The sequence below is a fragment of the Bacteroidota bacterium genome, assembly GCA_016718825.1.
In the GTDB taxonomy this organism is placed as follows: Bacteria; Bacteroidota; Bacteroidia; order J057; family JADKCL01; genus JADKCL01.
Genome location: JADKCL010000006.1, coordinates 14731 through 37708 on the forward strand (window position 1 = coordinate 14731; position 22978 = coordinate 37708).

Annotated in this window: 25 protein-coding genes and 1 pseudogene; 1 reads left to right on the plus strand and 25 read right to left on the minus strand. The window is 47.3% G+C overall.

Annotated elements, in window-relative coordinates; genetic code table 11:
• Window positions 1–42: 42 nt before the first annotated feature.
• The 17 genes from IPN95_08265 to IPN95_08345 all read right to left on the minus strand — a co-directional run bounded on the left by IPN95_08265 (window position 43) and on the right by IPN95_08345 (window position 15649).
• On the minus strand, window positions 43–1281 hold the full coding sequence (locus IPN95_08265; GenBank protein MBK9449397.1) for a hypothetical protein: 1239 nt from the start codon (window positions 1279–1281) through the stop codon (window positions 43–45).
• 160 nt (window positions 1282–1441) lie between these two features.
• The gene (locus tag IPN95_08270; protein MBK9449398.1) at window positions 1442–1960 is read right to left on the minus strand and encodes a hypothetical protein; all 519 of its coding nucleotides are present in this window, start codon (window positions 1958–1960) and stop codon (window positions 1442–1444) included.
• Between the two features lie 638 nt (window positions 1961–2598).
• Entirely contained in the window at window positions 2599–4032 is a 1434-nt protein-coding gene (locus IPN95_08275) for a T9SS type A sorting domain-containing protein (GenBank protein ID MBK9449399.1), read from the minus strand.
• A gap of 410 nt (window positions 4033–4442) precedes the next feature.
• The gene (locus IPN95_08280) at window positions 4443–4817 is read right to left on the minus strand and encodes a hypothetical protein (protein ID MBK9449400.1); all 375 of its coding nucleotides are present in this window, start codon (window positions 4815–4817) and stop codon (window positions 4443–4445) included.
• A 363-nt stretch (window positions 4818–5180) separates the two neighbouring features.
• On the minus strand, window positions 5181–5627 hold the full coding sequence (locus IPN95_08285) for an NADAR family protein (GenBank protein MBK9449401.1): 447 nt from the start codon (window positions 5625–5627) through the stop codon (window positions 5181–5183).
• A gap of 94 nt (window positions 5628–5721) precedes the next feature.
• Window positions 5722–6171 (minus strand): hypothetical protein, encoded by a 450-nt coding sequence (locus tag IPN95_08290; GenBank protein MBK9449402.1) that lies wholly within the window; start codon window positions 6169–6171, stop codon window positions 5722–5724.
• Between the two features lie 150 nt (window positions 6172–6321).
• Window positions 6322–6876: a dihydrofolate reductase gene (locus IPN95_08295; protein MBK9449403.1), complete on the minus strand. Its 555-nt coding sequence runs from the start codon at window positions 6874–6876 to the stop codon at window positions 6322–6324.
• A gap of 143 nt (window positions 6877–7019) precedes the next feature.
• A complete protein-coding gene (locus IPN95_08300) occupies window positions 7020–7454 on the minus strand; it encodes a hypothetical protein (protein MBK9449404.1) in 435 nt (144 codons plus the stop codon).
• A gap of 202 nt (window positions 7455–7656) precedes the next feature.
• A complete protein-coding gene (locus IPN95_08305) occupies window positions 7657–8253 on the minus strand; it encodes a hypothetical protein (protein ID MBK9449405.1) in 597 nt (198 codons plus the stop codon).
• A 38-nt stretch (window positions 8254–8291) separates the two neighbouring features.
• Window positions 8292–8741: a hypothetical protein gene (locus IPN95_08310; GenBank protein MBK9449406.1), complete on the minus strand. Its 450-nt coding sequence runs from the start codon at window positions 8739–8741 to the stop codon at window positions 8292–8294.
• A gap of 378 nt (window positions 8742–9119) precedes the next feature.
• On the minus strand, window positions 9120–9731 hold the full coding sequence (locus tag IPN95_08315; GenBank protein MBK9449407.1) for a hypothetical protein: 612 nt from the start codon (window positions 9729–9731) through the stop codon (window positions 9120–9122).
• 184 nt (window positions 9732–9915) lie between these two features.
• Window positions 9916–11604, minus strand: coding sequence for a PKD domain-containing protein (locus IPN95_08320; GenBank protein MBK9449408.1), 1689 nt, complete (start codon window positions 11602–11604; stop codon window positions 9916–9918).
• Window positions 11605–11766: 162 nt separating this feature from the next.
• Window positions 11767–12879, minus strand: a complete 1113-nt coding sequence (gene ppk2 / locus IPN95_08325) for a polyphosphate kinase 2 (GenBank protein MBK9449409.1) — start codon at window positions 12877–12879, stop codon at window positions 11767–11769.
• Window positions 12880–13056: 177 nt separating this feature from the next.
• Window positions 13057–14154, minus strand: a complete 1098-nt coding sequence (locus IPN95_08330) for a hypothetical protein (protein ID MBK9449410.1) — start codon at window positions 14152–14154, stop codon at window positions 13057–13059.
• Between the two features lie 77 nt (window positions 14155–14231).
• The gene (locus IPN95_08335; protein MBK9449411.1) at window positions 14232–14954 is read right to left on the minus strand and encodes a DUF2490 domain-containing protein; all 723 of its coding nucleotides are present in this window, start codon (window positions 14952–14954) and stop codon (window positions 14232–14234) included.
• Window positions 14951–15457: a mechanosensitive ion channel family protein gene (locus IPN95_08340; protein MBK9449412.1), complete on the minus strand. Its 507-nt coding sequence runs from the start codon at window positions 15455–15457 to the stop codon at window positions 14951–14953. Before IPN95_08340 ends, IPN95_08335 begins: the two co-directional genes overlap by 4 nt.
• A gap of 18 nt (window positions 15458–15475) precedes the next feature.
• Window positions 15476–15649: a hypothetical protein gene (locus tag IPN95_08345; GenBank protein ID MBK9449413.1), complete on the minus strand. Its 174-nt coding sequence runs from the start codon at window positions 15647–15649 to the stop codon at window positions 15476–15478.
• A gap of 275 nt (window positions 15650–15924) precedes the next feature.
• Between IPN95_08345 and IPN95_08350 the strand changes: the two genes are divergently transcribed.
• Window positions 15925–16149 carry a hypothetical protein gene (locus IPN95_08350; protein MBK9449414.1) on the plus strand — a complete coding sequence of 75 codons (225 nt, stop codon included), beginning with the start codon at window positions 15925–15927 and terminating at the stop codon, window positions 16147–16149.
• A gap of 10 nt (window positions 16150–16159) precedes the next feature.
• Here the strand turns inward: IPN95_08350 and IPN95_08355 are convergent, their stop codons facing one another.
• The 8 genes and pseudogenes from IPN95_08355 to IPN95_08390 form a co-directional block, all read right to left on the minus strand.
• On the minus strand, window positions 16160–16789 hold the full coding sequence (locus IPN95_08355; protein MBK9449415.1) for a hypothetical protein: 630 nt from the start codon (window positions 16787–16789) through the stop codon (window positions 16160–16162).
• 8 nt (window positions 16790–16797) lie between these two features.
• Window positions 16798–17343, minus strand: a complete 546-nt coding sequence (locus IPN95_08360) for a hypothetical protein (protein ID MBK9449416.1) — start codon at window positions 17341–17343, stop codon at window positions 16798–16800.
• Between the two features lie 823 nt (window positions 17344–18166).
• Window positions 18167–18556, minus strand: coding sequence for a hypothetical protein (locus tag IPN95_08365; GenBank protein MBK9449417.1), 390 nt, complete (start codon window positions 18554–18556; stop codon window positions 18167–18169).
• A 148-nt stretch (window positions 18557–18704) separates the two neighbouring features.
• Window positions 18705–18821 (minus strand): annotated as a pseudogene (locus IPN95_08370) (transcriptional regulator).
• Window positions 18822–18851: 30 nt separating this feature from the next.
• The gene (locus IPN95_08375; GenBank protein ID MBK9449418.1) at window positions 18852–20051 is read right to left on the minus strand and encodes a hypothetical protein; all 1200 of its coding nucleotides are present in this window, start codon (window positions 20049–20051) and stop codon (window positions 18852–18854) included.
• 306 nt (window positions 20052–20357) lie between these two features.
• Window positions 20358–20798 carry a hypothetical protein gene (locus IPN95_08380; protein ID MBK9449419.1) on the minus strand — a complete coding sequence of 147 codons (441 nt, stop codon included), beginning with the start codon at window positions 20796–20798 and terminating at the stop codon, window positions 20358–20360.
• Between the two features lie 17 nt (window positions 20799–20815).
• The gene (locus IPN95_08385) at window positions 20816–21340 is read right to left on the minus strand and encodes a hypothetical protein (GenBank protein ID MBK9449420.1); all 525 of its coding nucleotides are present in this window, start codon (window positions 21338–21340) and stop codon (window positions 20816–20818) included.
• A 646-nt stretch (window positions 21341–21986) separates the two neighbouring features.
• Entirely contained in the window at window positions 21987–22832 is an 846-nt protein-coding gene (locus IPN95_08390) for an OmpA family protein (GenBank protein ID MBK9449421.1), read from the minus strand.
• Window positions 22833–22978 lie beyond the last annotated feature (146 nt).

Below are 22978 nucleotides of genomic sequence, written 5' to 3' on the forward strand. Positions count from 1 at the left end.
TTTGCCTTGTCCTTGAGCAGTATTTGTGCCGTTAAGAATGTGTCATCCCTCCTTGTATTCGGAAAAAGTGGCAAAGGAATTTCCATCAAAACGGCTCAAGCCAAACGATCTTGTTCCAAACCAAAGGTTTCCGGCTTTGTCTTCAAAGATACTCCAAACGGAATTGTTGATTAGTCCATCAGTCGTTGTATAATTTTTTGTAATTTTTCCATCATAGGAGAAGACACCACCCCCATCTGTTCCGAGCCAAAAAACCCCTTTTTTATCCTCTAAAATTGAAATTACGCCTTTGCTACTAAATGCTTCACTTTCTCCAAAATTTGTAAACATATTTCCATCAAATCTACAAATCCCGTGCCTTCTCGTGGCAAACAAAATATTTCCAGACCTATCTTCTATCATGCAATGAATCATGTCATCCGTAATGTAGTCTGGCGAATGGACATATTGTGTATAGGAAGAAGAATTAGCATTGCTTCTTTCATCTTCTCCGTACAAATAATAATCGGAAGATGGAAGAAAGTGAGATAGGATTTTCCCGTCGTATCGCCACACACCACCTCTGTTAAAAGAACTAAACCAAATGTGTCCATTTTTATCTTGGATAATGTCACTGATCATTTTTTCGCGCATGTCAGGAAATAATGGATGCTCATATCTGTAGAGGAAATTTGAAACCTTTGTCCCATCATGCCGATAAAGTCCCTTGGCCATTGCGCCAAACCAAATGTTGCCCTCTCGGTCTTCCAAAAGGCTGGTAATTCTCAATTCGGTCAAGCTATCGGATTCGAAATAATTACTGAAAGTTTTCCCATCATACTTACAAATTCCTGCATTTGTACCAATCAGAATATCTCCGGATTTACGCTGAATGATATCCCCAGCATCATTGTCGCACAGTCCGTCTTTCGTAGTAAAATTGGTAAATGATTCTCCATCATAACGGTAAACGCCTTCTCCACTTGTGCTGAACCAAAGGTTGCCATCTCGATCCTGCAACTCACATGTTATATTTCCTGAGGTAGCACCTTGTGTTCGGATGATCATGGGATGATTTTCCGTAGAAGCCTTGTCCTGACTTACACTGTCATTGGGCAAATTCGTTTTGACTTGTCGGCTACAAGAGGCTAATGCAAGCAATGTCAGCAGAGTAAATATTGTGATTCTTAACGTGTTCATTTTTCCAAATTCAATCTGAAGCGGCTTATGGTTGCAGCCAAAAGTTGTACAATCGAAATCACCATTCCCTAGAAAGTTAAGGATTCGGATCACAAGATTCAAGTGACAGTTGTTAATTATTCTAAATTGGAACGAATCCGAGCAACCTTGTTGTGTCACAATTGGCCATCCATAGACCAACCCTCCTTCTGGTTCGATACCGCCGAGGCATGCATTCTAGGACCAAGACAACCACAAAATCGCCTCAACCCCTTTTAATCGCCTACTTTCTCGTCAAGATCGCCCGTGCCTTTTTCTCCAGAGAACCCCCATTTTCCAATACAATCCGCCCCAATACAATCCGCAATTCATGGCGCAAATCGGGCTGCTGCCTGCAATACCTGTCCAACGCAGCCATCGCGAAGATCCTGGTCGAGAGGAGCACTTTGGGATCCATCAGCCACTGAAACAGCGCCTCCACGGCTTCGCCTTCGATTTCCTCGGGGATGCCGGCGAGGGCGAAGAACTTGGCGAGGCTGCGTTCGAAATTTTGGATAACGATTTCCTTCCGATGCGTGAAAAGATAAGGAATCACGGGCCGCACCAGCTCCGGAGCACGCTCGACAATGCCGCCGAGCATCCAACTGAAACGTGTCGCGACCTTTTTCTCGGCATGGATCAGCGTGATCAGGTCTGCAATCGCGAGATTTTGTTGCACGATGTGGGCGCCCCATTGCCGCAAATTGGCATCGGATGCATCCTGCAACAGCGAATAGTGGAGTTGTTGGAGGAAGGGCGTCATTTGGTGGTGGGATAGGAGGATAGCAGCTTCAGGCGGCGTGCGTCCGCGTTTGACCTTTGCGTCGTTTCACTGCACCCACATTTCTTGTCACAAGTTTGCAGGATTGAACGTATCATTTGTATTTGATCAAATATTCCAATTCCTCGATCCTTTTGCGTGTGATGAAAACCATCGAACTGAGAAACGATATACTCACCCAATGTCCCACGTAGCCTTCAGATTCCAAACTGCTTACTGATCTTCTGTTGATCACCCAAGCTTGCTGGAATTGGACAATTGATTTCCTGATCGAGTCATTTTGAATTTCGTTCAGATATCTCATGAATCGCTCATTCAGGATAGAATCCACTTGTTGAAATTCGAAATTTAAGCAGATTTTCAATTGGGCATTGTTGCCATCTAAGCTGTCACAATCTGATTTGTGGGCACCATGCATGTAATGTGCGGACTTGATCCGGTCAACATCCGAATGGTCTTGTGCCATTCCTACTTGACAAATGAGTACGATCATCCATGTCAACAATAGCGTATGCAATGGTGATTTGCCTCCATTCCTCGAAAAATAAAACGGCGAGTTGGATTTTGTATACCAAGAAATTGGCTTACGAATCCACCAGATGTATGCATCGACCATTTTCCTATTGCTTGACAAACCTTTGGCGCCCAATTTTATTGCGTGAAGAGACCTCAACTACATATACACCGTTTGTGAGTGCAGCAAGGTCGATATTGGTTTGCTGTTTGGATGTCGTCGCGCGGATTTGTTGCTGTCCCAGCATGTTGTAAATATTTACCGTGGCATCATGGATGTTGGTCGGTAAGTCAACGGTGAGGTAGCTGGATGCAGGATTTGGGAATATCTTAAAGTTCAAAAATTCAATGTCTTGGATGCCAGCAGGAAAAGACAATGAGGCGGGCGAACTTGTATTATGACAAGCACCTAAACTGTCGTAAACAATACAACGATATTGGAAATTGTTCATTGTCAATTGAACATTTGCAATCGTCAAAGTGTTAGTCGTTACGCCGCTGTATGGACCAGCATTTGTAAGGTTAACATAACCCAAGCCTGCGTCTTGCTGCCATTGAAAGTTGGCGTTTGATGATGCTGAAATATAGAACTGCACATTGGTTCCAACAACTGCTGTTTCGCTTTGAATTGGTGCAAATATTGCGCAGTTCGGGGGAAAAACATAGTTTGGGTTCTTGATGAGAATTGTTTGAGTTATTGTATCGGAGCAATTGTTCACACTGTCATGCGTCCTGAGCGTTACAAGCGTTGGTGAAACTCTTCGGTAACTGATGTAATTGAAATTGAAAGAAGCAGATGGTCCGTTCAGTGGAATTGGATTTCCAAACCCTGAAATGGAGAATGTATAACTCGTAGCATTCTTATTCATTGCGTTGAATGTTACCACAGCTTGGTTGGGCTGATAATCAATGACAAATTCAAAATTTGCAGAACAGTTTTGATAGTTATTCGATGAAAAATAATCATGGGGAAGGGTTTCGTAGTATGCATTGAAAATTCTGTATCCATAAATACTATCGCTACTTGCAGCTTGCATTCCGTGAAGGAATAAAGAAGAACCCCAATTGCCAAGACTAAATCCATTACAAATGTTCTGAGCATTTGCAAAAACATGACAACCCAAATGCAGACCCGAACAATTGGTCGAAAGGTTGGTTGTTTGAGGCGAATTTCCTACAATTGTATCGGTAAAGAAAACATTGCACGCCAATGTGTCTGGCTTGATTACATTGATCCAATTCTCTTTCACATCAACGCAGTTGGATACTGTGTCCACTCCATAAAGTGTAACAAGATATTTTCCATCGTCTGGAAACACATGAACTGGAGAAAAGTCATTGGAACCTGAGCCGTCACCAAAGTTCCAATAGAAGTGCGCGTTTGAAACACTTGAAAGATTGGTAAAGGTCAAGGTGTCAGTTGTCCCGCTGTAGCTATAATTTGCGGTGCATTGTCCTTTCACCATCTTGATTCCTGAAGAAAGAACGATGATCAGGATGATCAGATAGTTCAGTATTTTCCTTGACTTATACGTTTTCATGTCTTCTGAACGTTTTGATGGCCATAACACTCGACTTTACGAAAGCATTCTCGCAAAGCCTTGGAAGTCATCCCGTGTGACGCGGGATTTCTTTCCTACCAACTAATTTCGTGAATAAAGCCTTCATATCCAAACATGCCCATCCAGAAACTTTACCAGTAAACAGCGTTGTCAAAGGGTCCGGACTAGCAGATTTACTAACGGAGGCAACGACCACATTCTTGCCCAGCGCCTTCAACCGGGCATCAACGTCTTGCAAGACGGTAATTTTCAAATGACCTGTTTTGCTCTGGTTCAGGCCGCCTGCCAGGCCTGAATTTCCCTTCGTAGGGTTGCGGCGATGACTATGCTCCGGTCGCCACCGAGGGTGTCTTCTGTATCCATGGTGCGCATGACATGGTCCTCAATACCTACCGATAATCATCCTCATATTGCTCCGATGCCAATATCGAAACATTCTCGAATTCCGAGAGGCTGAAATAGAAGGTAAACGTACCCTCCGCCGTGAGTTCCGATTGCCGCGCGACAATTTTGGATACGACCGCATCGGTTTCGTGATCGATCCCGATTTGCAGCCACCGCACCTCAGCGGATTGCGGGTCATACGCCCGGAAACGAATCAGCCCTTCGGAGGAAAACACCGCCAAAGTCAAGTGACTGCCCTTTTCGTTGCGAAAATTGAAATACACCGAAGCGCCAGCGCCTGCCTTCTCTGCAAAGTCCGGTGTAGGAGACTCGGCCCAACCACGGTGTTTCAGCAATTCTGGATATGAGAAATTCGCCATTGTGATGTTTTTTGACCTTTGAAATTTACCCAAATTAAGCAAGGATTTTGGCACCCGCTGGCATTGTGGGGATAGTTTTTTCAACAAGTTTCTCACCTTCTGGGGCTAACTTCCTAGTGCCTACTGTCGGCGGATGTTGGCTTGGCGCTCGAGCATCTGCGAGGGATTATCAAGGCGCTGGAGGAATGGTGCGGGTGGAGAGGCTCCGATAGGATAACTTGTCGAAATCAAATTGAGGCAAACAAATCCGACAAAGAAGGAATTTGCCTTTCACATTTGATCATCCAATGATCAAAGTTGCAAAGAGATGAATTGCGTTTGACCCAAATGATAGCGAGGTCGCTTACGCGGTGGGCGTCACCATCAGCCCTCACGCCGCAATTCCTCACGTACCCGCATGAGAATTTTGCCCAGCATGTTTTTCCCTTTTCCGTCTCCGCCATCGCCCCAATAGGCGTCATTTTCAGTGTGCTCGACGATTCTGGCATTTTCGGTATCCAAGAGCAATTGCCGTAAGTCTGTATGTTGCGTAAATTTGGCTTTCACAGCTTCATACATGACATTGTCCTTCTTGTTGTCCCAGTTTTTCAATATCCGTTCCTTGCGGCTACGACCGAGTTCAGCGGCTTTCATCGGGCTTTCTGCGTTTCGGATCTTTTCCTGATAAGCTTGGTTTTCAAACTTCTGCGCTTGGTAAAAGTGCTCGGTTGTATTCCACGTTTTGTTTTTCAGGCGGATGGTAAAGGAAGCAAAATTTGAAAATTCGCCGTACTTCCCGGTTTCGCTGTAGAATTTAATTTCTTCCTCCATTTTGTCCATAGCAATTTGAACGTTGGCTATATTTCCAATGGGTCATTTTTCCTTTTTGCATTCGACGGATCAAACACTACTGCTCCTTTGCAAGTCACTTGCCTTGAGGCCGATAGAGCCCGTCGGGGATGTTCCAAAACCATTCCTTGAAATAGGAATCAGGGGAATGGTTATCCTTCGAAATCAGTTTTTTGTAGACCACATTGTGGAGGCCCTTTTCGTTGTAAATGCGATAGGTCAAGCTCGTCCATTCCATCAAAGCTTCTTCCTTGATAGCGATTGAATTCTCCCCGATCCGTTTCCAGTCAATGGGGATTTGAAGATCATAAGGGGGATCCTCCTTGTCGTTGATGCCGCCTCCAGTCCCCCAATGATACAGAAAACCCTTTCCATTGGCATCAAACCGGATGGCGGATCCAAAGAGAATATGAACCCCACCACCATCGTAGGTGTACCAGAGCCCTATCAATTCATCTTGGAACGATTTTCTCCAATCCACGCTGAAGAGGCGCGCAATTACCATTCGCCAATACCTCTTGCTCATCAAATTTATTCGAGATAAAAAATATTTTTGTCAGAATAAAGCAAACCATACTTCAAGCCGAAACTGAGGAGGCCAAAAATATTGGGCCGACGCGCGTCTCGAGGATACTAGATTCAATGATGCGTTCTGCCCTTTCCCACTCATTCCACCTCAGCCCCCCTCCCGCGCATACGTATGCACCACTGCGCCGGAACCGAATGTCTTCGAATGCAAAAGCCGCAGCACCATCCGTTCTTGAATGCCCCGAAACAGCGGCAGGCCGCTGCCGAGGATTACGGGATGGATACAGAGCTGATATTCATCGATCAATTGCAGTTGCGTCAAGGCCGCGATGAGACTTGGACTTCCGATGAAAATATCATTGCCACCTTGTTGCTTGAGTGCTTGCACGACTTCTGCCGGACTTTGGGTCGCCAACGTTGCCGAATCCCAATTCAAATGTTGTAGTGTCCTGGAGAATACAATCTTGGGAACACGGTCGATGGCCTTGGCAAATTCGTCCATATCCACTTCTCCGGAAGGATTTTGGACGAGCAGCGGCCAATAACTTTCCATCAATTGGTAGGTGATGCGCCCGTACAACAAAGTTCCGGCACCGTGCAGCAATTCGGTGTAATGATCGTGCAATTCCGCATCCGCGATGCCGGCGGTATGGTCGCAAAACCCGTCGAGGGTCATATTGATGGCGGCGATAACTTTCCCCATTGTTTTTGATTTCAAAGGTAATCAATCCAGATTTTCATGCCTCCTGCTTGTCGCCGCACCATTTCCCCAAAGGAAATCGACGCAATTGGCGAAGGTCGACCTAATTTCTCCCCGTGGGAATTCAATCAAAAACCCGCTTCCGGTCAGCCTTTTTCAAATATTCCTCGAGCTTGGCCAAGTCGGAAAATATGGGGCTGAGGGTGTTGACAAACCGCTGTTGGGTTTCCTTCGAATCGGCATTTGCAAAAAAATGCTCCGGCTTCGGCGTCAAACTCAATATGCGCCAACAGTTCATTGTCCAGCTTTTCCAGGATTTGTTGGATATTCCCTTCCCAACTGTATCCATTTCCCGAATAGCCATATTTTTCAAACAACGGGACATACATTTCAAAAAGTGTATCACTTTCGATGGGAGCCACAATGAACAATTGGCCGCCTTCATCTCCAATAATGAATGGAAATGGATCTTCTACTGTTTTAAGTGTCGTCATATTGGATTGATTTTGCGTATTCTTTTGTGCGCAAGCGTTGGCTGTCAGTAACATCGCCGCGAATGCAATTACAAATATCGGTCTCATGGAACGTTCATGATTTTGGGTTAAGCAGGCGTTGGAGTGCTGCGTTTTGTCCTGCTTTCGAAGCGCCACAGACAAAGCAGCCTCACCCTCACGAGCAACAAGTTGAAGAAAAACGAGCGAATCGCAAAATATCTCGGAAAATAAAATTGAGGGCAACCTCAGGCATACGATGCTGAGCCATTCTTGGAATTTTCGCCCAACCTCAATCCGATTCCGAAAACGTGAGCAACCAAGCCGCCCGCTCCATCACCATTAAAACACCGTAATCATGGTTGGAATCGAGCGCAAACCAATTGGACCAGCCGTAGTCGATCTGAAAAAGCGCGGTGATGGCGCCGCTTTTGGCTTCCAACGTATCCAAAAATTCGATTGCCAAGCCTTCACAGAAAGACTTGGAAACGAGGACACGATGCTCCCCATGAACTTGCATTTGATGCAGGCTGTTCGCGAATCGGGTAACCAACGACGCTCTTGGGGGCGAATTTAACACGTGAATCGGCCCATGTCGGCCATTGGCATTCCAAAGCTGAAATCGGAGGAGTTCGTCGGATGTGATAAGTGTTTGCACATCTTCGGGACTGAAATCGGGAGGGGTTGCCGAAGGCCATTCGATTTTCCAGAGTGAAATCCCGAAACAAATTCCAGTATTGTCGATTTGCACCAGAAATTGATTCAGGTAAGGATATGCCGGATTGAGCAATGCCGCGTTGGTCGGATGTGCGTCAAATTCTTCATCCTCCGCGTGATTCTGCGGACCGTTGCAAAAGGGACCGGTGTAGTATTCTTTGGTGATGTGCATTTTGGGGATGAACTTTTGGATCTCGGGTTAATTGTTTGTCAGGTCCAATATTCTCCATCCCAAGGTTCTCCGAATGCAATCGTATTGCTTGGTTGAAGTTCCATCATCTTCGAACTTTCGTTGGGAATCAGTCCGAAAGTGTAGCCGTCAATGTTGATGGAGAAGGGTTTGACTTCAATGTCACAGAATTCATATTCCCCCAATTCGGAAATCATTTCCTCGATTTTGGATGTGATGTCAAATTGAATGTCGTTTGTGGTACCTGCAAAGTGATGCTGTGCATTTAGAAAATTTCCATCCTTGTCGAATAGGTAGAGCAATGCATATTCTCGTCGATAATTTTCCCAATTTTCGCCTTCTGGAATGGGGCGTTGGGTGAAAACAAAACTATCGCATGCCCAAAATTGATTCCCTTCCGCATATTTCCCAATGTAGTGCGTATGGTCATCTTCCATTCTTGTAACTGGGATTTTGGCTGGCCAATTCATATTCTATTCTATTTTTTTGTAGTGGAACAATTGGTGTTTTTTCTTGATAATTACAAGTAGCTAGTGCAGCTTTTTCAAAATATCTGTACCGTGTCGGTCGTGGGGAGCCACTGAAATGTTCGACTCCTCTGGAGTCGGAATCATTGTTCAACCTTCGCTTTCTATAAAGGTTTGACTCCTCCGGAGTCCGTAAAATGGTACACTAACTTGAAAAGTGTTGCAATAGCGATAATCCATTCGAAGACTTGGAAAGCAAAATATACCTTGATCTTGACAGCCAATTTACTGAAATCCAAGAGACAAGTACAAAGCCATCCCCCGGATTTTTCATGAGTTCCCTTCCGTCGCATAAACTCTCCTCATTCCCTGCACAAATCATCATCTCCCGCCCGGCAATTCCTCCAACTCGGCATACCCGATCAGCATGTCAATCGCATCTCGCAACGGCCCGGCTTCCGGTGACCAACGGTGAATCAGATGATAGGTTCTTTTGCCGCATGCTGCGGCCTGCGGTCGATAGCCCTCAAGGACAATGGTATGCCCGTCGGCCCCCTGTCGGTCGATATGTTGCGGCATGGTCCAGAATTTCGCCTCGATCATGCGGTTCTCAAATTCATTCCATTGACGCATGGGCATTGTTTTGTTGGTCCATTCGACGCTAATGGTTTCCCAGCTTGTGTCGCTTGGAATCCAATTCACGTAGCGACAGGCAATCCTGCAGCCATTTTGAGTCCTGGTCAGATGCATGACATAAGCGCATTCTTCGAAGGAAAACTTGTAATACATGCGGTAAGCGCGAACCTTGGGCAGGGGAATCTCAAATTCGCCGATTTTTTCATAAGTCTCCCTGAGATGCCTGAGTGGTTTTGAGAGCAATGTCAAGGTATCAGGCTCGGGATATTGTTCTGTCGCGAATTCACCGCAGTTCGAACACGAATTCAGGACAAAGCTCAAGCCGATCGCGAAGAAGCATATTTTCAGGAGTCTCATTGCCAATTGATTTGTTGTCTTCTAGAATGCCAGCTTACTTTTCAAACTTGTGATCGAATACCTCAAGTTTCGGCAAAGGCGGAGCGAAAAACAAGTGGCGTGCGCCAAGGCAATGCGTGAATGCCACACCGCATTCATTGCCTTGAAGGACCTTATGAAGTACAATATCGATCCTGGTCGTGCGTCACCGCAGCACCCAAAAACGCGTTGCTTCCTTCCCGATGCGTAGAAAGTAAATGCCGTTGGACAATGCGGTGACGTCCCATTCGCTTGCGCCGCCGACAAATGTGGTGGTACCTGCCTGCACGATTTGTCCCTGCGCATTGTAAATGCCGACTTGCGCTTCGCCATCCGCCTCGATGGACCTGCGAATTTGCATCCTGTCACGCACGGGTTGTGGCGCAATCAGCAGCCCTGCTTCCAATTCAACCCCCTCTTCGACGGCAGTTGCCGGATTCCAAACCGCAAATGTGAATGCCATGGCCTGCTTTTGCGTGACGGTCACGCTGTCGCAAAAGGTATCCGTACAGGCAGGATTGGACTGTGTGACTGCAAGACAAATCTGATATGTGCCTGCCCCCGCATAGGGGTGGGTCGGGTAGGCTTGGGTACTCGTGCTTCCATCGCCAAAATCCCAAAGGTAGCTCAGATTCGTGCCCACTGACGTATTGTAAGCAAGGATGGTATATTGCCCGGTGGTATCTGGCGCATGCGTAAATCCGGCGCTGCAATTCGAAGGAGGCAACAAATGGACCGTGTCTGTGGCTACATCATAGCAAGTGTCGGCCGTGAAGATTTCCAAGCGCGCGACAAAAGGTCCCTGACCGGCATAGGTATGGCTGACGATGATCGGTCCCGAGGTGCTGTCCGTTGTGCCATCCCCAAAGTCCCACCACCAGGTATGCACCTGTGCCGTCGAGGTGGTCGAATCCACAAACTGAACCGTTTGCCCGGTCACACCCTGCGAAAACCAAGCGGTACAGCTGCCTTGGCTGCCAACGGTGACGTTCAGCAATTGGCAGGTGGTATCCTGACAACCGTCGGAGAAGGTGGTCACCACGCAGACGTTGTAGTTGCCACTGACGGAATAGGAATGCACAATACCATTGGTTCCCGTGGAAAGGGTCTGCCCATCGCCAAAGTTCCAGTCAAAGTGCACAGGGGTGCCACTCGCCGTGGAATTGACATACAGGTTGGTGGTAGCGCCCCATTGTGATGCAAGGATGCTTGTGGAGCAAACGATATTGGCACCGGTAACCGTGACATATTGCCCGGCGCTGCTGTGGCAACCTGTGGAATAGGTTACCTCATACGTCACGTAATAGGTGCCATTGTTCACATAGGTATAACTGGGCACGGAACTGTAAATCCCATTGCCATATCCCCAAGTTTCGGAGGTCAAAACACCCGCACCTGTGGGGTTTCCTTGGAAGCTGAGCGTGGGATTTCCAGGTGTGTTGTTCACAACAAAACTGGCATTGCAGATCGCATTGCTTGCTGCACAGAGGAAAATCGTGTCGGCAACATGCGTTGTGAAGCTCGAGTCGAAGGCCACGCTTGTCGTCACCGTATCGCCGCGGCAATCGATGGTAGAGAGCAAGAGGGTGCCGGTACCCGGACCAAAAACGTAGACGGAATCCTCATAATAGCCATTCTGATCGACCAAGAGGTTGTAACCATAGCCAATCATACCCGGGAATCCGGGAGCAGCTTCCAACCAAAAGCCCTGCCCGTAGGCATATTGCATTCCATTGGCACTGTCGACCACGGGTCCACGCAACTGGAAACTGTACGCTGTTTGGGCATTTGCAGCCTGATTGACACTTACAAGGGCAAAAAACAAGAAAATCAATGCTTTGTAATGGGTTCTCATACTGCAAGTTGCTCAAAATGATCGAGTAATGCAATACCGGACTGCGACTTGACAGGTAAATTATTCCGGTCGAAGCTTGACCGCATTTCCCCTTTTTCAAGGAAACACACCAATGGCAAACCACACCTTGCAAAAGGTTCACCCATCCATTCAAATCCCTGCTCAGCGCTTCGCAATATTCATCTTCAGGTCGCTGAACCTGCCAATGATCAGGGGATCGAGCCTCCCCAGTACCGTCTGATTTTTGGGTGTATAGGGCACTTGGTGCAGCAAAAACCGCATGGCATTGAGCCGCGCACGTTTCTTGCAATTGGATTTGATCACCGTCCAAGGCGCGTCAGAGGTATCCGTGTGAAAAAACATCTGCTCCTTGGCCAGCGTGTATTCCTTCCATTTGCCCAGCGAAGCCTTGTCAACCGGCGACAGTTTCCATTGCTTCAGCGGATGGTTTTCCCGCTCCTTGAACCGGCGCTTTTGTTCGTCCTTGGAGACGCTGAACCAAAACTTGAACAGCATAATCCCGCTTTGCACCAGGTTCTTTTCAAACTCCGGCGTCTGCTGCATGAACTCTGCATACTCCTTGTCGGTGCAGAAACCCATCACCTTTTCGACGCCGGCCCGGTTGTACCACGAACGGTCAAACAAAACAATTTCCCCCTTGGTCGGCAAATGCTTGATATACCGCTGAAAAAACCATTGGCCGCGCTCCTCGTCGGTCGGTTTCTCCAAGGCCACGACACGCGCACCACGGGGATTGAGGTGCTCCATAAATCGTTTGATCGTGCCTCCTTTGCCTGCGGCATCCCTTCCCTCGAATAAAATCACCACGCGGCTGCCGGATTCCTTCACCCAGTTTTGCAGCTTGAGCAATTCGACCTGCAAATCGTATTTCTGCTTCTCGTAATTTTTACGAGACATCAGGTTTTTATAGGGATATTCCACCTCCCGCCAATTGCTCAGCAATTCCTCGTCGGGATGCAATTTGGGCGGCTTTTCATGGAGCGTAGTCTGCAAGGTTTGCAGGATTTCCTTCTGCTCTTGCAGGCTGTAATTCTGCAAATATTCCATCGCACCCGTCAATTTGTCCTTGCTGCGTTCGATCACATCCGAAAGCACCGTCGATTGATGCTGCGTCTTGGCAATGACTTTTTCCTTGACGGTTCTTGCCTTCGCCGTTGCCGGAGTCGTGCCGCCGAGTACATCACCTTGCGCTACTTGCTTGGGAACGGCAACTTTGGGTGCCCGAGGCTTCTTTTTGAGTGTCGTTTCTTCCATATTTTACAATTTGGGGAAGTAGGGGAGGGGAAGCAGCATGGCACCTCGATTGCGGCGCATGTTTCCATTCACAATATGTGCATAGACGTCGATTCCCATTGGACAGCAACCTACGTCAATTTTCGGTTTTCATCCCGTAAGCCTGACAAAGATCAGGGAATGGTGGGTTGTCGGCACTTAATCCCAGGGCCCGGCTTGTGAGACATGCTTGAAAGACTTGCCATCAAACCGAAACAATCCGCCTGAAAAGCCAAACCAAAGCCGGCCTTTGCGGTCTTCCAGTATGCTTTGAATGGCAAAATATTTGATCAGATCATGCCTGCCGTCGATGTCCTTGAAGAAGTCGAATTGTTTCCCGTCATACCGGTAGGCGCCCAAACCCAAGGCACACATCCACATATCCCCCGAATTCACTTTGTACAAGGAATAGACATCGTTGCGGATGATCCCTTGTTTATCAGGGAATTGCGTAAAGGTTTTGCCGTCATAGCGGCTCACGCCACCTTCTTGGATGTATTCCGGGAAGTCGGATGTGATGGAGGAAAACCAGAAATTTCCTTGGTTGTCTTCAACGACCTTGGTCACGTTGTTGCTGCAAAGGCCATCTTCTTGGGTGAAATGTGTGAAACCGCTGCCGTCGTATTTGCAGGCGCCAAAGCCATCCCTTGCAAACCAGATATTGCCGTTTTTGTCTTCGGTGATGCTCCAGATTTTGCCAGCATTCACTTTGTAGGAGGGCTTGGCGATCAATGGGTTGGGCAGTTTAAATTCAGTGAAGGCCGTGCCATTCCATAGAAAGACGCCTTCGGTAGTGCCGACCCAAATCTTCCCTTTGCGATCCACAAGGATTTTGGCTCCCCAGCCGCGGATTCCCTGAGCATCCGTGAAATTGGTGAACGTTTTTCCGTCGAATCTGCTTACGCCCGCGTGGGTTCCAAACCACATGTTTCCCACTGCATCTTGCGCGATTCCCGGAACGGTATTGTCCACCAAACCATCCTTCGTAGAAAAATAGGTCAGTTGTTTTCCATCATAACGCACGACGCCATCTGTGACGGTCCCGAACCAAAGATTGCCCTGTTTGTCCTCAAAGATCTCGACGATGTACTCGGAAACAGGCATCGTGTCCTTGCGCTGCGTATTCGTGGCTGCGTCCGTCGTGTTGGCCGTCGAATGCTCCGCGGTGGTGCTGGGTTTTTCTTGCGTTTTGCAGGAGTTAGCTGCAATGGCAATGAAAAGCAGGAAGAAGGAAGCGAATAGCGTGCGGTGTTTCATTTCCCAGGCAATGTACAACCGATTTCCAAAATAGTCGCTTGTTCGGCTTATGCCATCAACTTTGTTGCTTGCTCCCTTCAATTGTCCCTGCTGTCCAAATCCGCGGGTGAATCCGCATTGCGCTTCCGAAACAACTCGATGAAAAACCCGACTTGCAAAAAGTCCCGACCGGTTTCGTCGTTGATTTTGTAGTCAAATTGGTGGAGGTAACCCAGTTGCAGCGTTGTGGCCTTCGAAGGTTTGTAGTTCAAGGCCACCAAGAATCGGTTTCTTTCGAAGTAGGGTTCCTTGTCCGTGAAAAACAGTTCGTTGCTGAGGCTGACTTGGTAGGGTTGGTAGTCATTTTTTTCCTTGCCAAATGGCAAAGACAGGCCGACACGATAGCGAAACCGGTTGCGGAAGCCGTTGCTCGTAAAGCGGAATTCGGCCCGGTAACGCTGCTCGACCTTCAATTTTCCGATGGATTGCACCAGGACAATTTGCGGCCAGAGCCGGAATTCAGCGTTGTTTTGCGGGGTGACGAAGTTGCCGCCTTCCTTGTAAGTTTGGTAACTGCCGGCTCCCAGCATCAGCTTCACCTGCTTGTGAAGCTTGTATTCGATCCCGCCTTTGTATTCGTAGTAGTGAAAATGATGGTAAAATTTCAACGAACGCAATTGGGCCTCCCCAAAAACACTCCACTTGTCGTCGTGGTGGTACTTCAAATTGAGAATATTCCAACTGCCCAATTCAAATCGTTGCGCATGGCTCCACGTGGCGGTAATCACAACCAAAACGATCAGCGGCAAACAGCGTTTCATTGCGCTTCCTTCTTTTCAATGACCGCAATTGCCTTCTGAAAAACAATCGAATTGGGAACCGTAATGATCTCGCCCGATTTGGTCTTCAGTTGAACAAAAAAATAGGTCATTTCGGTCACTTCCCCTTCGAATGGGTAGTCTTTGTCCATCACCCGGATCGTGTCTCCCAATTTCATCGGATGGTTGAAAAACAGCATTACGCTCGATGTAATATTGGAAAGCAACGACCACTGCGCAAAAAAGGCGATTCCCAAGGCCGTCAGGATCGTACTTGCAAACACTGCAATTTCCTTTTGCTCCAGGCCCCAGATTCCGGCAATCACAACCAAAGCACCAATCAAGGCGAAAAGATTCGTCGCCTTGATGATCATCTTTCGCCTCGGCCGCTGAAGCTGTGTCTTCTTGAGGGTATTGTTGACGACGGTATTCGTGATAAAAAAGACGATCACCCAGACCGCCAACACCGCCAATGTTTCAAATATCTGTACTTCTTCCGTGCGCATATTTCAGTCCAATGCAAATCAATCTTCACAACGAAGATAAGGACGGAAAGTTCCAAAGTGTACATTTTCAGGGCCTGCAAGCAGGATTTTCGTCGTTCTTCCCGACTTAGAGACGGCATTCGGCATGTCCCCTTCAGCAGTGACGTTGCCAAGCCGATGCGAACTGCCGTAATTCTCCCTCAGCTTTCTCATCACAAGCCTTACCCCATGCGGTGTCGCTTCGTTAAAAGAATTTTGTTGTCCATTCCAGCTTCCCCTTTTCAACGAATTTGGCAATTACCAATGCCGTCATCGCCACGCCATCCTCCAATCCCATAGCGGCAAGCGTCGCTGCTCCACGTCGATGGGCGCAGCTCGGGGGCATGGCGCGGTATGCGTATGCCAGCGGTGTAACGCGTGGGCGGTGCGGGCGAGCCTGGAATTGATTGCTGTGATGCTGATCGGGTGGGATGCCTTTGGCCTGGGGGATGGGACTATTGCGGTTGGATCCGCCTGAACTAGCAGCTTTAGGTGGAAACCTCGGTCGTTTTGATGCTGGCATGCCCGAGAGCCTCCCGTACACCTCCGCGCTGCCGCAGTGTCGCCGATGTCTGTCCCTGCTTGGCGGCACTTCGCAGCTGCGTCCAACGTTGGTAGAAGGATACTTCCCCTATCGCAACGATCCGTTTTTGGTGGAGGCAGCTGCTACATAGCCTGTCATCACTACAAGTGGATTAATCGTAAGTCAAGCGTTTTGGTCAAAGTGTCAACCGAAAGATCTATTGGTTCGGGATTAAATTCTCTTGGTTTTTGGGCAAACTTGAGCAGCGTGGCGTGCTCATACCAAACTCCCTTTATGTTGGAAGTATCTATGGAGCTCCAATTCGGATCGAATTGTTCAGTCAATGCGTTGAAGTCTGCTGATGTCCGTATGGTTCTCTTTAAATCTTCAAAATAGTCATTTTCAAACCGGATGTTTACATACCATGTGTAGTCAAGGTCTAATGCCCCCTCAGTATGGTGAATAGAGTCAAGTAAGACCATAAACTTTGCCGTGTCCAATTCAATGCTAGTCAAGACATGAATGTCCTGTTGAATTGCAAGTTTAGAATTATAGGGAACTTTCGTCTTTGTCGAACATGCCGTCAACGCGACAAGGCTTAACGAAGTCAGAATCAATTTTGATGTCAATCGCTTAGGGTTTAGTGCAGAAGCTACTACCACAAACGTCTTGCAGATTTGCGATAGGCGGGTTTGGTAGGACAAAACGGTCAACCAGCAATGAATTTGACCCCAAAAACCAAGTGTCAATTTCGAACTTCTACCGCCACGTTTTTCAGTCGAATTTAGCATAGTATTTTTCAATAACTGAATAATCTTATTCCGTTTAATACAAAATTTGATTGGTCGCTTTCAACAACTTCCTTATAATTTTTGAATCTTCCCTTTTCAGTGTATTCTACTAGCCTGTATTCATGAGCGAAGTCAAATGTCACATGACTTCCTATGCATTTTATCAAATTCTCTTCACTGCCTTTATAGGCGGGAATGATCTGGAAAGGAATGCTTTCTGCTGTTAAAAGGTCCTCAACCTGTCCGAAAGTAATATTCTTGTTGACCTCCAAAAACCATTTGTCAATCGTCCAGACTTTACTCTTATAATCTATCATTTCTTCATGATGGGTGCAGTCTGCTTGCAAATGGTCGTTTTGAATGCCAAAGATCAATTCGGTCTCTGTCCAATAAAAGAACTCATACCAGCCGTAGGTTATTATTTGGGTCTCTCCAAAGTCGCCAAAGCCAAATTTCTTCCCCAGTAAATTAACTACATCAGCCTTTGTAGAGCCAATGGTTATCGTCCCAAAATGCCCGGTTTTTATGAACTCCTTTAAATGTACTGTGTGCATGAAAATGTCTGCGAACCATTGTCTAAACGACGTCCCTTTTCAAAACAAGTTAAGCAATCTGCGCATACGATTCGGGAAACACTCGTTTTATTCTTTCCCGAATGAAGGTTGGCAGCACCGATAATGGTCCTAAACCGACAAAAAAGCCATCTAAACACGCCCAATCACCCATGCAAGCCATCAAAACCCAACTTCGATCAGCCCGGAATGCATTCTAACGCTGTTTTAGGGCACATCCGAGGAAAGATACCGGCTGCCTGAAGGTGGCGCGATGCACCACGGGGGAAATGTACGGGCCCTTTGGCAGTGACGGCGGTCACCTTCGAAGGGAAGTCCTGTCTGCCCCGAGGAATCCCAGATCCACCCCCATCGGCTGGAAATGGGCTTTTGGGTGGCTGGAAATCTGCTGGAATGCGTCGGTGGTTCCGATTTGTGCTGGAAGCAGTTCTGATCAGAGCTGGTTTGTGTTAACCCCGGGCCTTCGGCAGTATGGGTGTGAATGTGACCGTGACAGACCGCGGCATCCACCTGAACCGAGCAAACTTCCTTTTTAGGGACATGAATTTGGTGACGAGATAAATGATGGAGTTGGAGCTGATGACATACTGGTTTTATTCCCTACGGTCCATAGGAATGTCTCCAAGTGCTCCAATTTGAGGAAATATTTCATCCATCAAGCCACAAACGTGCAATGCCATCCTCTAAAAAATGGATAACAACAAATTTGATTCATCCGAGCAAGAATCCGCAAGCATATTTCAACTTCGAGGTCTTTGGAAATTCCCACCTCCTGATGATTCCCCTGCACCATTCGGCAGTCAGGTCATTTAAAATGTGTCCGGTTGATGCCCACCACTTCGCCTTTGTCTACAGCTTGTGGAATGTCCACTGCATATTTTCCGAATTTTCCCTTGATATAAATCTGGTATTGGTCAACGGATTTCCAGTACACGACTTTGTACACGACGCCTGTTTTGCTGGCAAACTCCTTCCCAAGCCCGAATTTTGGAGAGCCGGTGTTGATGTACATGAAGGTGCCATTGGGCAAACTTCCATACCCGATTTGCACGGTATCGGCGTTTTTGATGATGTGTGTCGTGCCATTGTAGTTTACCTCGACGGTGAGGTCTTCTTTTTCAGTCCCCTTGGAAGTTTGGGCGTTCAAAACGGAAAAGAAAGCAACTGCAATCGTGGTTAAGAGTAGTTTTTTCATTGTTTTTACATTTTTGGGAATTCGAACGCACGTAGCCTTTCATCCTCCTTGGCAAGGTAAATAGAAATCAGAAATCTTCAACCAAATTTCTCGCGTAGGGTTGTCATCCCTCTTCTGCGGCGGGCGAATTTTGCGCACAGTTGACCTATTCCGACTTGCTGTCGGGATGCGCCAATTTTTCCACGATGCCGTTTTCTTCCAGCGCCTTGAATCTTGGTGCCAAAATGTTGGTTGCAATGCCTTCGGCTGATTCCAGAAAGTCACTGACAATCATCCCGATAAGCATCTCATTTTTCTACTTCGTCCAAGGTTCCTTGACTTTGGCATCCACAAAACCTTGCCCGTCAAAGATGCAGATTCCTTGCCAGGTTGTGCACCAAATTTGTCCTTTTTGATCCAGAAAAATGTTCTGTACCACGTTGGTGGTCAGTCCGTTTTCGGTCGTGAAGTGGCTAAAATTGCTGCCATCGTAGCGGTACACGCCATGGCCTTCGGCAGAAAACCAAACATTCCCTTCACGGTCTTCGCAAAAGTTGTAGGCTTCTTCACCTGCAATCGTTCCATCCTGGGTGAAGTTGGTGAATGTCTTTCCATCATATTTGCTTACCCCGCCGTTAAAGGTTCCAATCCAGATATTTCCTTGTTGGTCTTCGAAAATATCGGCTGTATTGTTGTCCGTAAGGCCATTTTGGGTGGTCAAATGCGTGAATTTCCCATCCTTGTATCGGAAGATGCCATTGCCATCCGTCACGAACCACATGGCTCCATTCCTGTCTTGCAACATCTTGAAAACCAATTGATCGGACATCATCGGCTGTGGATGTTGGACAGTGATCGCTGGCAATGAAAAACGGATAAACTTCGCGCCATCAAAATGATAAACGCCTTCCATCGCCCCGACCCAAATAAGGCCGTTGTTGTCAATGGTCAAACCCCAAATTTCCATGTTCTCCCCTGACAAACCTGCTTCCTTTGCATACAATGCAAAGTTTTCACCGTCGTAGCGCAGGAGTCCGTCGGACGTTGCAAACCATAGTTTGCCTGCCTTGTCTTCGACAATTTCCATCACCCGGATATTGCGATCGACGCCTTCGATGGTCATCATTTCCAGTGCTTGCCCATTGTACCGGATAATCCCGCTCCCATTGGTTCCAAACCAATAATTCCCCTTTTTGTCTTGGTACATGGACCGGACAAACTCCCGCACCATTCCATTCAGGTTCGTATGGATTTGCGGAAATGTGGTTGCCGATGGCAGCGGGATGAAAGGATGTTCAACGGCCTCATTTTTGACCGGCTCCTGAACCGTATTCTTTTTGACTTTTCCAGCACAAGCCGAGATTTGAAGCATCAGCAGCAACAAAATCACCCTGCCTGCCGTGGACATTTTCAGCTTCATCGTGCGGGTTGCAGCCCTGCTGCGCGCACCCAGCTTGTTGCGACAAGTGGTGAAACGGGTGCTTTCTTCAGCTATTGGATGGATGTCTTCTTTCATATTCAGAAGACAAGGTAAAGAAAGATTGGTTGGCTGGCAAAAAGTATGTGATTTGCTGTGGATGAGGTTTAGCGCGGGCGGGGCGGTGAAGCATGCATTGGGGGAGTCCGTGTTTTACTGCCTGATCATCGATACAATCCAAACGAATGACACAGGTTTGCGATTCGTACTTCGCTTCTTCATCCTACGGCGCGTGACGGGATGCAGAATTATTTTTCTGCATCCCGTTCGCCTTTCTATTAATTGGGCTCTCTCAGCGACCAAGCTTACGCTATGGCCTGGCCATTCATGCTTTGTCGAATTCGATTAAGCCAAAGTCCTCATAGAGCAACACTCATTCGGGTTTGTGATCGTTTTTCCGATTCCGCCACGATGCGATGCGGCAAAGAATTTACCCTTGGATTCAATCGGCTCAAAAGAAATCGTCCCGTCCTGATCCACTTGAAAGGTCGTTCCAGAAAATGCGAAAGCCAGTTGATTCTCACCCTCAAAAGAAATTTCTCTTTTGGAGCTGGATCCCACCTTCAGGCCCGCATTCACATTGCCGAGTGTATTCTTAATGGCATCAAGATCCAAGGCAAAATCCTCGCCGACTGATTTCTCAACGTTCATGGTGAAATTGTTTGAGACGATCGTCGAATCAACAACGATACACACGGTTTCATTCTCAGCATCAAAAAACTGGGCATTTGCAGGGTTGGAGCGATTCAACTTCTTATTGGAGAGAAAATTGCCAAGCTGTCCCAAATCAACATAATACCGCTTCACATTTTGAATGAAAATGACACTTCTTTCACTTTCTCGAATTCAGATCGAATGCTCGCACCCGAAACGCCCATTCCCTCGAGAAAGCCATCCATGATTCTGAATCCCAAATCAAAGTTAACCGTAGTCGTCTTCTTTGCAGAAACATTGGCCATCTCGGATGTCCCAATTTCGTAGGGATAGGCCGTTGAGTCGGTCATTAGTTGTTCAATTCTACCAATGAATTTTTCATTTTTGTTGCGTTTTGCAATCGCAACTAGGGGAACAAATCTTGTTTCCGGAATCCTGATCGGGTTTGCATGGAAGGTGTCTCTCAACAACTCAAGTAACTCGTCGGAACCACATAGCTTAAATTGTGACATAATTTTTGGGGTTAAATGATTTATATTTACAACAGAAAAACACTTACAAAAAGTGTTAGCAAAAAAAATATTTCCTTTCAATGATCTCTTTACGGCTCCTCCTGCATCGTGAGCATCTTTGACCGAAGCAGCATTATGTGTGAGCGCTGATCCTTGTCCCACGTGATCGAATCGCATGAGCTAGAAAACCTCATGCTTAACAATCAATGTCGCAGGTTAAACATTATGCCTATCGGGAACTTTACCAGTGAATATTTCAAGTAATATCAAGGAGTCACCTCTATAAAATGTTCGAGGTACCAAGCCCGAAGGGCTTGATCTGTGGATAGCCCCCAGTGAAACTGGGGGTAGCAAGTATCCCCCAAAGTACCAACCCCTTCGGGGTTGGGATCTAGGAGGATCGCCTACCCCGGGCTTTGCCCGGGGCTATCCACAGTTCAAGCCCTTCGGGCTTGGAAGGTAGAATCCTGCCCCATTCTGGCTTTACTGGTCAAGTTCCTGATAAGCATTTTAAACATTTTTCATTGAACCGGTTTTATCCGATTTGAATTCGCTTACAAGTTGTACAACAAAAATGTCTATGCAACAAAAATGACCAAAGTCACAAGAATTCAGCCCCACTTAGGCATATACATGCGCATTCATATTAATTGGAAGAATCCCGCACGCCTTCAAACTCGGATCAATATCCGCATTGCAGGCCGTTTAACACGTCATGCAACAACGTTAGTCGACTTTTGTTCCCTTCAAAGACCACAAATCACCCTCGCGATAGCCCGCAATCCCCCGTCAGCACCGGATTCCCACATCAAAGCTTCACCACCTCCACCCGGCGGTTTTTGGCTTTGCCTTCTTCCGTGGCGTTGTCGGCAATGGGTTTGGTTTGGCCCCAGCCTTTGTACTTCAATCTTGTGGCGTCGATGCCCGCTGCGACCAAGGCATTTTTGACCGCATTGGCCCTTGATTCAGACAGGGTTTGGTTGGACTGCAGACCGCCGACGTTGTCGGTATGGCCTTCTACGCTCACTTTCAGGGCAGGATTTTGCTTGAGCATCGCGGCGATTTGCGCAATGATGGGTTCGGAAGCGGGTTGGATGGCGGCTTTGCCGGTCTCAAAATTGATGTACAGCGCAATAAATCCGTCCTTGACGATGGCATCATACATTTCGCTGGCGTCGACCTCTTGGTTCATCGCTTCCATCTCGAGCACCAACAGCCTGTAGGCTTCGACTTCGATCCCGTTGCCGGCGAAGCTTGTCAGTTTGACCCAATATTCCTTTTCCTTGGTCGCGAGGTGAAATGTGGCCTCAATATCCGCCTCCAGGCCATTGATGTTTTTGAAGATCAATTTGCCGCCATTGCTCACGATCGCGACTTCGTAATTTTTGATGATCTGCAAAGGGCTTTTCATCTTTTCGCCGGTATCAAAATTGAATTTGTAGTCGGTGGAAAAAAGATTGCCTTCCTTGGTCATCGTTTCCGTGGCGGATGTGCGCAAAATCAATTCGTTGTAGTTTTCCGCACAACCCGTAATGTAAAAATTCTGCATGCGGGTCAGCAGCGAATGGTCCTTGCAGCCCTCCGCATCTTCTTGGGCATGGACATTCAGTGAAAATGCGAATACCAACATCAAGGCAAAAATGATCTTTTTCATACGCTGTTCCGTTCAATTCAACGTTGCTCTGAACCCGCTCCGCGCGCATTCAGCAACAAAGCTAGGCGGATCGGGAATGCCCGAAAGTGACATTCACCTGCACAGGGGATGATTTTGCTCACTGCTGTGGGGAGTGAATGCGACAT

Excerpts from the sequence above, each read along its gene's own strand:
- IPN95_08270 (MBK9449398.1), bottom strand. The coding sequence starts at position 1,960 with ATGACGCCCTTCCTCCAACAACTCCACTATTCGCTGTTGCAGGATGCA.
- IPN95_08275 (MBK9449399.1), bottom strand. The coding sequence starts at position 4,032 with ATGAAAACGTATAAGTCAAGGAAAATACTGAACTATCTGATCATCCTG.
- IPN95_08280 (MBK9449400.1), bottom strand. The coding sequence starts at position 4,817 with ATGGCGAATTTCTCATATCCAGAATTGCTGAAACACCGTGGTTGGGCC.
- IPN95_08285 (MBK9449401.1), bottom strand. The coding sequence starts at position 5,627 with ATGGAGGAAGAAATTAAATTCTACAGCGAAACCGGGAAGTACGGCGAA.
- IPN95_08290 (MBK9449402.1), bottom strand. The coding sequence starts at position 6,171 with ATGAGCAAGAGGTATTGGCGAATGGTAATTGCGCGCCTCTTCAGCGTG.
- IPN95_08295 (MBK9449403.1), bottom strand. The coding sequence starts at position 6,876 with ATGGGGAAAGTTATCGCCGCCATCAATATGACCCTCGACGGGTTTTGC.
- IPN95_08300 (MBK9449404.1), bottom strand. The coding sequence starts at position 7,454 with ATGAGACCGATATTTGTAATTGCATTCGCGGCGATGTTACTGACAGCC.
- IPN95_08305 (MBK9449405.1), bottom strand. The coding sequence starts at position 8,253 with ATGCACATCACCAAAGAATACTACACCGGTCCCTTTTGCAACGGTCCG.
- IPN95_08310 (MBK9449406.1), bottom strand. The coding sequence starts at position 8,741 with ATGAATTGGCCAGCCAAAATCCCAGTTACAAGAATGGAAGATGACCAT.
- IPN95_08315 (MBK9449407.1), bottom strand. The coding sequence starts at position 9,731 with ATGAGACTCCTGAAAATATGCTTCTTCGCGATCGGCTTGAGCTTTGTC.
- IPN95_08320 (MBK9449408.1), bottom strand. The coding sequence starts at position 11,604 with ATGAGAACCCATTACAAAGCATTGATTTTCTTGTTTTTTGCCCTTGTA.
- ppk2 (MBK9449409.1), bottom strand. The coding sequence starts at position 12,879 with ATGGAAGAAACGACACTCAAAAAGAAGCCTCGGGCACCCAAAGTTGCC.
- IPN95_08330 (MBK9449410.1), bottom strand. The coding sequence starts at position 14,154 with ATGAAACACCGCACGCTATTCGCTTCCTTCTTCCTGCTTTTCATTGCC.
- IPN95_08335 (MBK9449411.1), bottom strand. The coding sequence starts at position 14,954 with ATGAAACGCTGTTTGCCGCTGATCGTTTTGGTTGTGATTACCGCCACG.
- IPN95_08340 (MBK9449412.1), bottom strand. The coding sequence starts at position 15,457 with ATGCGCACGGAAGAAGTACAGATATTTGAAACATTGGCGGTGTTGGCG.
- IPN95_08345 (MBK9449413.1), bottom strand. The coding sequence starts at position 15,649 with ATGAGAAAGCTGAGGGAGAATTACGGCAGTTCGCATCGGCTTGGCAAC.
- IPN95_08350 (MBK9449414.1), top strand. The coding sequence starts at position 15,925 with ATGGGACTATTGCGGTTGGATCCGCCTGAACTAGCAGCTTTAGGTGGA.
- IPN95_08355 (MBK9449415.1), bottom strand. The coding sequence starts at position 16,789 with ATGCTAAATTCGACTGAAAAACGTGGCGGTAGAAGTTCGAAATTGACA.
- IPN95_08360 (MBK9449416.1), bottom strand. The coding sequence starts at position 17,343 with ATGCACACAGTACATTTAAAGGAGTTCATAAAAACCGGGCATTTTGGG.
- IPN95_08365 (MBK9449417.1), bottom strand. The coding sequence starts at position 18,556 with ATGAAAAAACTACTCTTAACCACGATTGCAGTTGCTTTCTTTTCCGTT.
- IPN95_08375 (MBK9449418.1), bottom strand. The coding sequence starts at position 20,051 with ATGAAAGAAGACATCCATCCAATAGCTGAAGAAAGCACCCGTTTCACC.
- IPN95_08390 (MBK9449421.1), bottom strand. The coding sequence starts at position 22,832 with ATGAAAAAGATCATTTTTGCCTTGATGTTGGTATTCGCATTTTCACTG.